Raw genomic sequence first — 13,463 nt, 5'->3', positions numbered from 1 at the left:
CTTTATTTAAGTCGAGTACTATTGAGACTTATATGAGTTATATAGAGACCTGTATTGATCAGGTGCTGGAAAAATCAGATCGAAACATTTCAGAGATCAGTCTTTTGAATAAGGAAGAACAGGTCCGATTGATTCATGAATTAGGAGTAGGAGTAACTAATAATCTTTATAAAGATGTTTCTTTCTTAGAACGTTTTCATAGACAGGTTGCACTTAATCCATCAGCTCCAGCAGTAGCTTATGGTTTTGAAACTTTAAGTTATAAAGAGCTAGATGATCGTTCTACTCATGTAGCCTTGCAATTACAAAATCAGGGAGCACACTATCAAAGTTTTATAGGACTTTATATGGATAGGGGGACATCAGTTATTGTAGGTGTTTTAGGTATTTTGAAAATGGGAGGAGTGTATGTTCCTATAGATATAGAATACCCAAAAGAGCGTGTTGAATTTATACTTTCAGATGCAGCTATAAGTTATTTGCTTGTTAGTGATTCGACAGATTTGGAGGGGCTTGCATTAGAGGATACCACTTTAGTATCAATAGCTAATACAGTCAATTTAGAAAGAGAGGAGCTTGCAGGTTTTAGAGCCCCAGATATATCGGAGGAAGCTTTGGCATATATGATTTATACTTCAGGAACTACGGGAGTTCCAAAAGGAGTTATGATTGCTCATAGTTCGTTATCTGATTACGTACATACAGTAAAGGATTACTTTGGATTAACATCAAACGATAGTATTTTACAACAATCGAGTATTTCATTTGATACTTCAATAGAAGAGATTTTTCCAATACTTGGAGTTGGAGGGAAGTTGGTGATAACCAATGAGCGAAGAGATTTTGTCAATGTATTAGCAGATTGTGAGAAGCATCAGATAACAGTTTTAAGTACCAATCCATATTTACTAGATTATTTAAATGATCATATAGAGGAGTATGATTTATCATTAAGAATACTTATAAGTGGAGGAGATGTTTTAAAATGGAATCAGGTAGATAACTTAGTACCTCATTATTCGGTTTACAATAGTTATGGACCAACAGAAGCTACTGTATGTGCTACTTATTATGAGATAAAGGAGTCTTCAGAACGTATTCCTATAGGAGCGCCAATAAGTAACAGAACGATTTATATTTTAAATGAAGATTTAAATTTACAAGCACAAGGAGTCGTAGGAGAATTGTGTATAGGAGGTGTTGGATTATCTAAGGGGTATTGGAATCGAGCAGAGCTTACGACCGAGAAGTTTGTTCAGGATCCCTATAGAGAAGGGGAAATACTTTATCGTACAGGAGACTTAGCGAGATGGTTACCAGATGGGAATATAGAATTTTTAGGAAGAAAAGATACTCAAATTAAGATTCGAGGTCGTCGTATCGAGTTAGGAGAGATTGAAAATAGACTTACAGAAATAGAAAAAATAAGTCAGTCTAAAGTTGTTGCTTTCGATCATTTAGACACAAAGCAATTGGTAGCATACGTTTTAACGGAAAACCATGATATTGGAAGAATAAGAACTGAATTAGGTCGAAATTTACCAGATTATATGATTCCGTTGTATTATGTCTTCTTAAAGGAAATGCCATTAACATCAAATGGTAAAATAGATACTAAAGCTTTACCAGCTCCAGAAATTAAAGAAGAACAAGGTACCTATATAGCTTCAAGAAATGAAAGAGAACACAAATTAGTAGAGTTGTGGAAAGATCTTTTAGAAAGGGATAAGGTAAGTATAACAGATAATTTCTTTGAAATAGGAGGACATTCTTTATTGCTTATAAAATTAAAAATAGCAATTGAGGAAGCTCTAAATTTAAATGAGTTAGAACTCCAAATGTTATTAAGATATCCTACAATAGAAGAGTTTAGTAATGCTATATTTCAGAAAGAATCTTACAAGAAACATAATACACGAATAATAAACTTAAGTCCAGAGGGAGTTCAGGAGCCAATATTTATTCTTCCTGGACTTTATGGAATTGTCGATTATTATTATGATTTGGCTCAAGCACTTGGAGAAAATCGTCCTGTTTATGGAATGCAGGCAATAGGTATGCAAAACAACGAACTTCCATTGTCAAGTGTTCAGGAAATTGCTCAACGAAATATTGAAGACATTCGAAAAATACAGCCAAAAGGACCTTATAATTTTGTAGGACATTCTGATGGAGGAATTATAGCATTAGAGATGGCAATACAATTAGAACAAGAGAAAGAGCAGGTAGTTTTAGCCATGATCGATTCTCAACCAGGAATGCAAGCTATACAACAAGATGAATTAGTTGAACAAGTATTTTTCCTATTGGAACGTTATTTACACCAAGAATTTTTTACTCCTAAAGTGAATCATGAAAGAGAGACAATTGAAAAAGCATTTTTTACTATGAAGCAAAACATTCTTCAAAGCAGAACTATTGCAGAAATATTTGAGTTTTTGGAAAATTATTTTATTGCCGATAATTATATGGAAACTTTTAAAAATCTATATAAAGTATTTACGGCAAACTTGAAATTGAACTATGATATACCTGCTAATAATTATGAAGCCTTAATTATTCAAGCAGAAGTGCATGATCAAGAGTTTAAAGATAAAAATAGAGAACTATGGAAACTTAAAAATGAAAAGCTACTATTCGAAACAAGTTCAGGAGATCATTTTTCTATAGTTCAAAAAGAAAATGCTGAAGAACTTTCTAAAAAAATCGTAGCTTTTATGGTTACTGAAATCATTATTTAGAAAAAATAAGCAAAAGAAAAAATAGAGGAAGCCGAAAAGCTATAAGAGTAGGCACTAATTTAAAAATTTAAACATGTGTAAGTTTTTAGCTTTGAGTAGATTAAGAAAGGAGAGTAAAAAAGTTCTTTCTAATGAGAATTTAATATCTATTTTAGGTGGTCTGAGCGGTTGGGACTGTTTAGCTTGTTATCCGGCATGTTGCCATTGTCCCCCTGATGAATCAGAAATTAAAAAGTAAAGTAATAAGGTAACTAAATGTCACCAACTTTAGTAATTATTAAAATTGGTTATATAAATCGAATGAGAAAATAGAGTTTAAAAAGAATAGAGATTGAGAATAAGTTAAAATTATACAATCAAAATTAACTGTTATAACAATCTAATAATCTCTAAATAGAGCTTACACCAAACAACAAAATGCAGAAGAACAACAAAAACATACGTTATACAATAGCCTTATTAATTGGGCTTTTAGGCTCAGGAATTATATATGGGCAGAAAAAGAAAGAGAAAAGTACTCTTTTTACCAAAGAAATGATTTCTAAGATAGAAACATTAATGGAAGAGGGAGATATACCAGGTTTAGCTATTGGTATTATCAAAGGAAATGAGAGGGAAGTTAAAACACTTGGTTATGAAACAACAGACAAGAACAAAACAATAATCAATAACACACTTTTCGAACTTGGTTCTACTACAAAGTCCTACACCGCATTGGCTATTTTAAAATTAGTCGAAGAGAATAAAATAGAGTTGACAGAGAATATCTCGGACTATCTTCCATGGTTTAACGTTACTTTCGAAGGAAAGGAAGTTACTATTACAATCCAACAATTACTTCATCATACAAGCGGAATTCCTTGGGAAACAATAGCATTGATTCCTGAAGGAGATGAAGAGGATGCTTTAAAAAATACGGTAAGTAAAGTTGATGGGATTGAACTTAGTACAAGACCAGGAACAACTTATGAATACGCTACTATTAATTATGATATACTGGGACTTTTAATTGAAGAGGTAACAAAAACATCTTATAGAGAATATATTCAGAAAGAAATTTTATTGCCACTGGAGCTTAAAAATACCTATGTAGGGACTAACGGGTTGGAAGATCGTATGAGTGTTGGAAATAAAATAAGCTTTTTTAAAGCTAGACCTTATAACGCACCTGTGTTTAGAGGGAATGAACCTGCTGGATATATTGTTTCTGATATTGAAGACATGACTAGTTGGTTACAATATCAAATGGGAGTAAAATTAGGTCCTTATCAACAATTGATAGAAAAATCACATCAGAGAGATACTTCGGTCAAACCTCATGGTTTAGTATCATACGCCTTTGGTTGGGAAGTATCTTTAGAAGGAGATAATATTATCTATCATGGAGGAATGAATCCCAATTTTTCCTCTTTTATAACATTTAGAAAGAAAGATGTAGGGGTAGTAGTGTTAGCTAATGCTAATAGTAATTTAACAGAAATTATTGGAGATAATGTTTTGAAAATGACAGTTGGAGATGCAATAGAGCCTTTAGGAACAAATACCTCTCAAGACAAAAGCTTTTCTATTATAGCAATATTAATGAGCATATATCTTTTAGGAGTTTTAGCTTTTATTGGATATGTTTTTTATGAAATAGTAGCCAAAAAACGAACCTTCGAAAAAATTACATGGAAAAAAGTAAAAAGTTTAGTTTTTACATTAATTGCTTTTATACCTTTTTTAGCAGGTATATATCTATTACCAACAGCAATGGCAAACTTCTCTTGGGAGTCAGCATTAGTTTGGACACCTTTAAGTTTTGGTGCGGTAGCGGGCTTAGGAGTAGTGGGAATGGGATTAAGCTATTTAGCTTTTTTATTTACTACCATTTTTCCAGAAAAGAATGAATACAAAAGAGCAGCACCAAAAGTTATTGTACTTAGTGTTCTTTCTGGGTTAGCCAATATGGTTGTAATTGTTTTAATAACCTCCTCTTTTCAAAGTAATATGGAACTAAAATACATGTTGTTCTATTTTGCTTTAGCAGCTGGTACCTATTTGTCAATGCGAAAAACTGTTCAAAGTAAAATGGTATATGTAACTAAAGACATTATTTACGATTTACGTATAAAAATGATCGATAAAGTTTTTAGAACCTCTTTCGAAAAGTTTGAAAGGATAGACCGTGGTAGAGTTTATTCAGTAATGGATGATGATATTGGAACCATCGGTCATTCAGCAGATATATTTGTAAGCATTACCACAAATATCATTACAGCATTCGGAGCATTTACCTATATGGCCATTCTCAACTTGTGGATTACATTAATTACGGTTTTAATGCTAGCAGTTATCTCTTCAATTTACTATGTTGTAAGTAATAGAACCAAGTGGTTGTTTGACAAGGCAAGAGAAACAAAAACAGTGTATCTGGAACTTCTTAATGGAATGATTGATGGTTACAAAGAGCTAAGCATTAGTAAGAAGAAAAAAGCAAACTATAAAGAAGATCTTAAAGATAGTACTGAAGAGTTCAGAAACAAAAGCACCAAAGCTAATATAAAATTCATCAATGCGTTTATGGTTGGAGAATCTTTGCTAATTGTCCTTTTAGGATTAACTGCTTTCGGAATTCCGGAGTTTTTTCCAAATATACAAAGTGGACTTGTATTGAGTTTTGTGGTAATTCTATTATATCTTATAGGACCTATTAATGGAATTTTTGGTGCTATTCCGCAACTAATTCATTTACAAATTGCATGGAAACGAATTGAAAAATTACTTGTCGATATTGAGTCTGAAGCTGAAATAACTCCAACTTTTGAAGTCAAAAAAGTACCAAGCATATTAGAATCTTTTAGTGCAGAATCCATTGAATTTAAGTATGATAATGACTTTTCAGTAGGACCAATAGATTTAGAAGTAAAAAGTGGAGAAACACTTTTTATCATTGGAGGAAATGGAAGTGGAAAAACAACATTATCTAGATTATTAACAGGGCTATATACAGCTCAATCAGGAAATCTATTTATTAATGGAGAAAAAGTAAGTCCAAGGGAATTAGGAGAATATTATAGCGCGGTATTCAATCCATTTTATCTTTTTCAAAAGATATATGCCGAAGATATTGACTTAGATGAAAATAAAATTAATGAACTTACAGAAGTACTAGGACTTCAGGAAAAAGTAAATATAAAGGAGGGGAAGTTTAGTACAATTTCTCTTTCTGGAGGGCAGCTAAAGAGATTAGCGTTATTGCAATGTTATTTAGAAGATAAACCAATTTATCTTTTTGATGAATGGGCAGCAGATCAGGATCCAGTGTTTAGAAAGTATTTTTATCGCGAGCTTTTACCTAAAATGAAGGAACAAGGAAAAATTATTATTGCTATTTCTCATGATGATCAATATTTCGATGTAGCTGATAAAATATTAAAACTTGATGTTGGAAAAGGACAGTACGTCAAAGAATATGAAATGATAAATGATGTTAAGTCTATACATATTTAATAAAATTAATTATGAGTGTTATAAAACTGTTTTGTTTTCCATACGCAGGAGGTTCTGCTATGATTTACGATAAATGGAAACCGTATTTAGATAATAGAATTGAACTTATACCTGTTGAATTACCAGGGAGAGGAAAACGAATGAAGGAAACATTTAAATCTTCGTTAGATTCCTTAATAGAATATATATTAGACTCCATAGGAGAAGAAATAAAGAGTGGTCAACCTTATGCCTTTTTCGGGCATAGCATGGGAGGATTGATAGTACATCAATTACTAGAAAAGATACAAGTAAGTAATATGCCCTTGCCTGTTCATGCTTTTTTTTCAGGAAAAGGAGCTCCGCATATTGAGAGAGAAAAAAAAAACTACCATTTAATGGATGATGAAACTTTTAAACAAGAGTTACTAAAATTAGGAGGAACTCCTCCAAAATTTTTTGAATATCCCGAGTTGGTTGATGTTTTTCTTCCTCTACTGAGAAATGATTTTAAAATTGCAGATACCGAAGTTCATACCCAAAAAATTAACCCAAAAACTATTAATATTACAGCATTTTTTGGACAGGAAGAGAGGTTTTGTATAGAAAAACGAAATGGATGGAATGACTATACTACGGGTAATTGTACATTAAAATACTTTAAAGGTGGGCATTTTTTTATTCATGAAGAAACGAAAGAAATAGTATCTGTTATTAATAACGAATTAATCATTTCAAACTAAATGAGTACGTCAGGCTCATGAAACATTATAAGAGTTATTATAAATAATGATTTTAGATCTCACAGGTTTTTGAAGCCTGTGAGATTTATATTCCATCAATTTTACTCGAATTAATATACCAAGTATTTTTAAAGGAGTAATAAAAACTGAGATATCAAGAAAGTATTTATAAAAATGTCTCTAATCTAGATTTTATTTGAATATCATATTATACCAAATTAAAACAACAAGGTAAACGAAGTAATTTCATTAATCTTAGAGTGAAGTATAATATTTCCTCCATGTAAATGCATAATATGTTTAGATAAACTTAAACCTATTCCGTTACCTTCTTCTTTAGTAGTAAAAAAAGGAACAAAAATATCATTAATAAATTCTTCAGGAATACCTGGACCGTTATCAGTAACACGAATAAATTTCTTGTTAGAAGAATGAATTCCTGCCTCTAACGTTACTGTTTTTGAAATAGAATTATTGGTGAATGCCTGAAAAGCATTATGAATTAAATTAATAAGAACTTGATTTACTTGTTGTTTGTCTGCAAAAATTAGCAAATCTTTAGAAACATTTGCAGTGGAAAAATTAATACCTCTGTTATTCGCTTCCGAAATCATTAACTCTTGAACTTCAGTTAAAAGCTTGTTTACATTAAAAATAGTTTTGTCAGGGAGAGGCACACTAATAAAACTACGATAAGAATCTACAAAGCGCAACAAATTTTGACTTTGAAGTTTTACTACATTCAAACCTTTAACAATATTCTTTTGCTTAATTTCAGTAAAGACTGGTTTATTATCTTTTTCAGTATCAAAATAACGTAATAATGAGTCAGAAATAGAGGTAATCGGAGCAATAGAGTTCATTATTTCATGAGTTATTACCCTAATTAAGCGCATCCACGAATCGGTTTTATTTCTTTCAAGTTCCTGTTTTATGTTTTGAATGGTAATTAGTTTAAGTGTGGCTTTAGTGGATTTAAATGGTGTAATTTTTACAATTAGTTGTACAGTTTCTCGTTCATTAGTAAACTCAATAAGTGTTTTATCTGAGTTTTTATGAGTATCAATAAAAGAAAACAGATGTTCGTTCAAGCTTTTAATTTGACGTATATGATTTAAAGAAGAATAATTAAGGAGTCCTTTAAGTTTAGAATTTTTAAAGAGAATTGTCCCATTTTCATCTACCGTAAAAATTCCAATATTCGTTTGATTTAAGAGAGTTTTGTAATAGTTTTCCTGAGCTTGGTTTTCTGCATAAATACGTTCTGTTTTTTTATTGAATGCGTTAATATTTTTCGACAAATTGTCTACTATTTTTCCAGTGTTATGTTCAGTGAAATTCAAGCTAAAATCATTATTCTTTAGAGCTTCAAAAAAAAAAGCGATTTTTTTGTTAACTTGATTTATGTAAGAAATCAATAGAATAACTTGAGTAATAACGAGTATTATTAGTAAATTACTTGCATAAAATGAGTGTGAAAGAAGAAAGGCACTTCCAAAACAAGTTAAAACAAGTAAAACAATTCGAATAACAATTTGAATGTAGAAGTATTTACTTATCATTGGCTTTCATTTTTTTAACCTTGTTATAAAGGGTCTGTCGTGTAATTCCTAACATGATTGCAGCTTCTGTAAAGTTACCAGAAGATTGCAATAATGCTTTAGAAATCATATCATGTTCCATTTCTTCAAGTGTATGAATGGTGTTGGAATCAGTGGTAACTTTTTTAATAGGATTAACCATAAAATTTTCGGGTGTTAATATAGAAGAGTCACTTAGAATCACGGCACGTTCCATAGTGTGTTTTAGTTCTCTTACATTTCCTGGCCAAGAATGTTCTATAAGTTTAGCCTTTGCCTTTTCATTTAAAGAAAAAGGAGGTTTATTATATTTTGAAGCTAGTGTATCAAGAAAATGTTGGGCTAAAGAAATAATATCATTATCTCGTTGACGAAGTGGAGGAGTATTTACATGAATGGTATTAATTCTGTAGAGAAGATCTTCTCTAAAAGAACCTTCAGAGACCATTTGTTCTAAATTACAATTTGTAGCACAAACCAAGCGAATATCAACAGGCATAGGTGTGTTTGAGCCAACTTTAACAATAGTTTTGTTTTGAATAGCGGATAATAACTTAGCTTGCATAGAAAGTGACAAGTTTCCAATTTCATCAAGAAATAAGGTGCCTCCTTCAGCAGCCTCAAACTTACCAATTCGATCTTCTTTTGCGTCGGTAAATGAACCTTTTAAATGTCCAAAAAGTTCACTCTCAAATAAGTTTTCAGAAATAGAACCCATATCAACAGAGATAAAAACCTCATTTTTTCTATTAGATTTGGAATGAAGTGCTTTAGCAATCATTTCTTTTCCTGTACCATTTTCTCCTGTAATTAAAACATTAACCTCCGTGCTGGCTACCTTATCAATTAAATGAATGACCTCAAGCAAAACAGGGGAAGAACCAATAATAGGCTGATGATCTTGTTGTGTAATAATTTTTTTAAGCTGTGCGGTTTTATTTTTAAGATTATGAATTTCAGCTTTCGAACGCCGAAGTTCCATGGCAGATTTAACCATGGTTAGTAATTTTTCATTATTCCATGGTTTTAAAATAAAATCATAAGCTTGTTCTCTCAAAGCTTTAACGGCTAGCTCAATATCACCATATGCGGTCATCATAATTACAGCCGAATCAGGAGAAAAATCTTTGATTTTTCGCAACCAAAAGAGACCTTCGTTTCCAGTGTTTACTCCTGCAGAAAAATTCATATCAAGTAAAATAACATCATAACTTTTAAGGTTTGGAAAAGAAGATATTTGATTAGGGTTACTAATAGAAACAACCGTTTCATATTCTGATTGTAACATGATTTCTAAAGCACTTATCACACTTTTATTATCATCAATAATTAAAATTTTCCCTGAATGCATAACCATATTTTAGTTACTAACAAAGGTATTAAAATTTCTAAGGCATACACTGAGAAGTGTAAAATTAATATACACTATGTGTTAAAAAAATTTACACTTTTACACAGGTATTTATAAGTTTTTTGTTTTAAAACGTTGTAAATTAATTATTTGTGTTTTTTGGCATTGTCTTGGCATCTAACAGGACACAACACATTTGTAATTCAATTAAAATTATGCAAAAAATTAGTCTATGTACTTTAAGTCTCATTTTTCTAACTCAAATGATAATAGCTCAGGAGAGTTGGTCTTTAGACAGATGTATTAATTATGCGGTAAACCATAACCTGTCTGTAAAAAAGCTAAAATATAGTGAAGCTTCAGGGTTGGAAGTTAAAAGGCAATCGTATAGAAACTTATTACCTTCAATTGTAGGAAATACGAATTATTCGGTACGAGGAGGAAGATCAATAGATCCTGGTAATAACACTATTGTTAGTAATGAGATTTTCTTTAATAATTATTCTGTTAATGGTTCGGTAGATATTTTTAGCGGATGGAGAAAAATTAATTCAATAGCTTCTGCTAAATTTATTTATACAGCGCTTTCACAAGAAACATTACAAGAAAAATATTTGCTGGCTTTTAGAGTAATGCAACAGTATTATGATGTTTTGTATTTTAAAGAAGCAATAGCCATTTCGGAGCAACAAAAAGAAATATCTGAGAAAAATTATGAATCTATAAAACGTCAAAAGGAAATAGGTATTAAAGCGGGAGTTGATGTATATACGGCAAAATCAACATTAGTTTCTGATAAGTTAAAAGTTACTCAGGCAAAAAACAATTTAAAATTAGCTAAGATTCAACTGAAACAAGAAATGAACTTTGAAGGGACGTTGAGTTTTATTGTAGATAATGTAACGTTTTTTGATAAAGCTGAAAAAACAAATAAGTCAAATGATATAGCGGCAGTTTATGGAAAAGCTATCACGTTTATTCCTTCAATTAAAGCAAGTGAAGCGAGAATGCAGTCTGCAAAAAAAGAATTAGCAATTTCACGAGGGGCATTAGCGCCATCATTGTCTTTTCTGGCAGGGTATAGTACTGGGTATTTTGAAACTCGTAAAGATGATAATGGTAATATTATTCCTTTCTCAGAACAGTTAAATATTAATGCTTCGAACTATATTGGGTTAGATTTAGATATCCCAATTTTCCAAAGTTGGAAAAGAAGGACAGAAGTGAAACAAAAGAAAATAGCTTTACTGCAAGCGGAAAATGATCTTGATATTCAAAAACAAGAGTTGAGAAATATTATTGAGCAACTTTTACAGAATTATGATGCATCAAAATCAGAATATGAGCAAACTTTACAACAGGAAAGAGAAAGAGCTTTATCGTTTGAAATAGCTCAGAAAAAATATGATAACGGATTAATCAATGTAATTGACCTGAATACAGAAAAAAATTTATACGCAACTGCGCAAAATCAACACTTACAAGTTAAACTAAAATTAAAACTACAAGAGCAAACTTTAGCATTTTATAACGGAATTAAAGTGTTTAATATTAACTAAGCAAATTAACAACAACAATGGATATTCAATTAGAAGAAAAAAAAGGAATTAAAAAGAAGCATATTGTCATTGCAATTGTGGTAATCGCTGCGTTTTTTATTGGTCAGAAATTACTGTTTGGTTTTAGTGGAACTACATATAAAACAGACAGAAATCGTTTAAGTATTGCAGAAGTAAAGAAAGGGAAGTTTGATGATTATATTTCTATTAACGGTTCTGTAGCACCTATTGCTACTATATATATGGACGCTTATGAAGGTGGAAGAGTGGTAGAAAAGAAGATAGAAGAAGGAGCTATGGTAAAAAAAGGAGAAATTATTTTGCGATTGGAAAATCAAAATTTATACGAAAGAATTCTTTCAAGTGAAAACAATCTAGCATTAAAACAAAACGATTTGAGAAGTACTAGATTAAATTTTGATGCACGTCAGATAGAAGGACAGAAGAGTCTGGCATTATCAAATTACGAACTTGTTCAGAAAAAAAGAGCTTTTGAGCAAAATGAAGCTTTATATAAGGAAGAGTTAATAGCAAAAGAAGAGTATTTAAAAGCAAAAGAAGGTTTTGATTTAGCAAAACGAAATAACGAGATAGCTATCCAGCAAACAGAGCAGGATAAAAAACTAAGAAATGCAACCATGACCGAATTAAATTCTGATTTGGCTAGAATGCGTAAAACGCTATCAATGGTATATAACCGAATAGATCATTTAAATGTAAGAGCTCCTGCCGATGGACAATTAGGTTTCTTAGATGCAGAAATTGGACAAAGTATTAAAGAAGGAGAGCGAATAGGTCAAGTTAATGTGCTTACTGATTTTAAAGTTGAAGCAGATATTGATGAACATTATATTGATAGAGTAAAACGAAATCTTAATGCTGTTATTGAAAGAAATGGAAAATCCTATGTTCTTCGCTTAAGAAAAATATTTCCTGAAGTAAGAAATGGTAAGTTTAAAGTAGATCTAGTGTTTACCGATGAAAAACCGGAAACAGTAAGAACAGGACAAAATTATTCATTGAAACTACAATTGGGTGCATCTAATGAAGCCTTATTAATTCCTAGAGGTGGGTTTTATCAGAGTAGCGGAGGACAATATGTATTTGTGTTAAGTGAAGATGGAACCACAGCTCTTAAAAGACCAGTTCGTTTAGGAAAACAAAACTCAAAATATTTTGAAGTAGTTGAAGGATTAGGACCTAATGAAAAAGTAATTACTTCAAGCTATAATGGTTTTGGAGATGCAGCAAAAATAGCTATAACCAATTAATTAATATTAACTTAAAGAAATGATAGAACTAAAAAATTTAAAGAGAAGTTTTAAAACAGAAAATGTAGAAACTTATGCAATTAATGATGTCTCATTAAATATAGCAGAAAACGAATTCGTAGCAATAATGGGACCTTCTGGATGTGGAAAATCAACTTTGTTAAATACCCTTGGGCTTCTAGATAAACCATCTTCAGGATCGTATACATTTGCCGGATATGAAGTGGCAAAACTTACAGATGATCAGCGTGCGCAAATAAGAAAAGGGAATTTAGGTTTTGTTTTTCAGAACTTTAACTTAATAGATACCCTTACTGTTTATGAAAACGTTGAACTTCCATTACTTTTTATGAAAGTTCCTAAACAAGAACGCAAACAAAAAGTACATGAGGTGTTAGAAAGAATGAAGATAGGACACCGTGCAAAACATTATCCACAACAACTATCTGGAGGACAGCAACAAAGAGTAGCTATTGCTAGAGCAGTAGTTACCAACCCTAAAGTTATTTTAGCTGATGAGCCTACTGGAAACCTAGATTCAAAGAATGGGCAAGAAGTAATGAATCTTCTTTCTGAATTAAGCCAAGAAGGAGCTACGATTGTTATGGTAACGCACTCAGATTATGATGCGCAATTTGCCGATAGAGTTATTAACTTGTTTGATGGAAAGATCGTTTCTGAAATTAAGAATGAGCACGTTGCAATGAAAAGCGAAATGATAAACTAACCACACTAAACAGAATAAAT

8 protein-coding genes are annotated in these 13,463 nt (G+C 31.4%); 6 read left to right on the top strand and 2 right to left on the bottom strand.

Translation table 11 applies throughout. From position 1 onward, the window contains the following. The 3 genes from EYW44_RS20760 to EYW44_RS20750 all read left to right on the top strand — a co-directional run. Positions 1 to 2,741, top strand: a 2,741-nt coding sequence (locus tag EYW44_RS20760; protein ID WP_207893824.1) for a non-ribosomal peptide synthetase, incomplete at its 5' end; no start/stop codon positions are given. 417 nt (positions 2,742 to 3,158) lie between these two features. Next, positions 3,159 to 6,233 (top strand): cyclic peptide export ABC transporter, encoded by a 3,075-nt coding sequence (locus EYW44_RS20755; protein ID WP_132727386.1) that lies wholly within the window; start codon positions 3,159 to 3,161, stop codon positions 6,231 to 6,233. An 11-nt stretch (positions 6,234 to 6,244) separates the two neighbouring features. Further along, complete coding sequence (locus tag EYW44_RS20750) at positions 6,245 to 6,955, top strand: thioesterase II family protein (protein WP_132727383.1); 711 nt, start codon at positions 6,245 to 6,247, stop codon at positions 6,953 to 6,955. A 218-nt stretch (positions 6,956 to 7,173) separates the two neighbouring features. Here the strand turns inward: EYW44_RS20750 and EYW44_RS20745 are convergent, their stop codons facing one another. Both EYW44_RS20745 and EYW44_RS20740 read right to left on the bottom strand, forming a co-directional pair. Continuing rightward, positions 7,174 to 8,256 (bottom strand): sensor histidine kinase, encoded by a 1,083-nt coding sequence (locus tag EYW44_RS20745; protein ID WP_207893823.1) that lies wholly within the window; start codon positions 8,254 to 8,256, stop codon positions 7,174 to 7,176. A gap of 250 nt (positions 8,257 to 8,506) precedes the next feature. Then, complete coding sequence (locus EYW44_RS20740) at positions 8,507 to 9,886, bottom strand: sigma-54-dependent transcriptional regulator (RefSeq protein WP_132727377.1); 1,380 nt, start codon at positions 9,884 to 9,886, stop codon at positions 8,507 to 8,509. 263 nt (positions 9,887 to 10,149) lie between these two features. Here EYW44_RS20740 and EYW44_RS20735 point away from each other — a divergent pair, with 263 nt between their 5' ends. From EYW44_RS20735 to EYW44_RS20725, 3 genes are read left to right on the top strand one after another with little or no spacing between them, the layout of a single operon-like run. Further along, positions 10,150 to 11,445: a TolC family protein gene (locus tag EYW44_RS20735; protein ID WP_243643708.1), complete on the top strand. Its 1,296-nt coding sequence runs from the start codon at positions 10,150 to 10,152 to the stop codon at positions 11,443 to 11,445. Positions 11,446 to 11,462: 17 nt separating this feature from the next. Continuing rightward, positions 11,463 to 12,716 carry an efflux RND transporter periplasmic adaptor subunit gene (locus tag EYW44_RS20730; RefSeq protein ID WP_132727371.1) on the top strand — a complete coding sequence of 418 codons (1,254 nt, stop codon included), beginning with the start codon at positions 11,463 to 11,465 and terminating at the stop codon, positions 12,714 to 12,716. Between the two features lie 19 nt (positions 12,717 to 12,735). Continuing rightward, on the top strand, positions 12,736 to 13,443 hold the full coding sequence (locus tag EYW44_RS20725; RefSeq protein WP_132727368.1) for an ABC transporter ATP-binding protein: 708 nt from the start codon (positions 12,736 to 12,738) through the stop codon (positions 13,441 to 13,443). Positions 13,444 to 13,463: the final 20 nt, after the last annotated feature.

It is taken from the genome of Tenacibaculum sp. M341 (assembly GCF_004337695.1).
Classification (GTDB): Bacteria; Bacteroidota; Bacteroidia; order Flavobacteriales; family Flavobacteriaceae; genus Polaribacter.
Note: the sequence above shows the minus strand (reverse complement) of the source record. Positions and strands in the feature narration are given on the sequence as shown.

Coding starts and splice junctions, on each gene's coding strand:
- EYW44_RS20755 (WP_132727386.1), top strand. CDS start 3,159: ATGCAGAAGAACAACAAAAACATACGTTATACAATAGCCTTATTAATT.
- EYW44_RS20750 (WP_132727383.1), top strand. CDS start 6,245: ATGAGTGTTATAAAACTGTTTTGTTTTCCATACGCAGGAGGTTCTGCT.
- EYW44_RS20740 (WP_132727377.1), bottom strand. CDS start 9,886: ATGCATTCAGGGAAAATTTTAATTATTGATGATAATAAAAGTGTGATA.
- EYW44_RS20735 (WP_243643708.1), top strand. CDS start 10,150: ATGATAATAGCTCAGGAGAGTTGGTCTTTAGACAGATGTATTAATTAT.
- EYW44_RS20730 (WP_132727371.1), top strand. CDS start 11,463: ATGGATATTCAATTAGAAGAAAAAAAAGGAATTAAAAAGAAGCATATT.
- EYW44_RS20725 (WP_132727368.1), top strand. CDS start 12,736: ATGATAGAACTAAAAAATTTAAAGAGAAGTTTTAAAACAGAAAATGTA.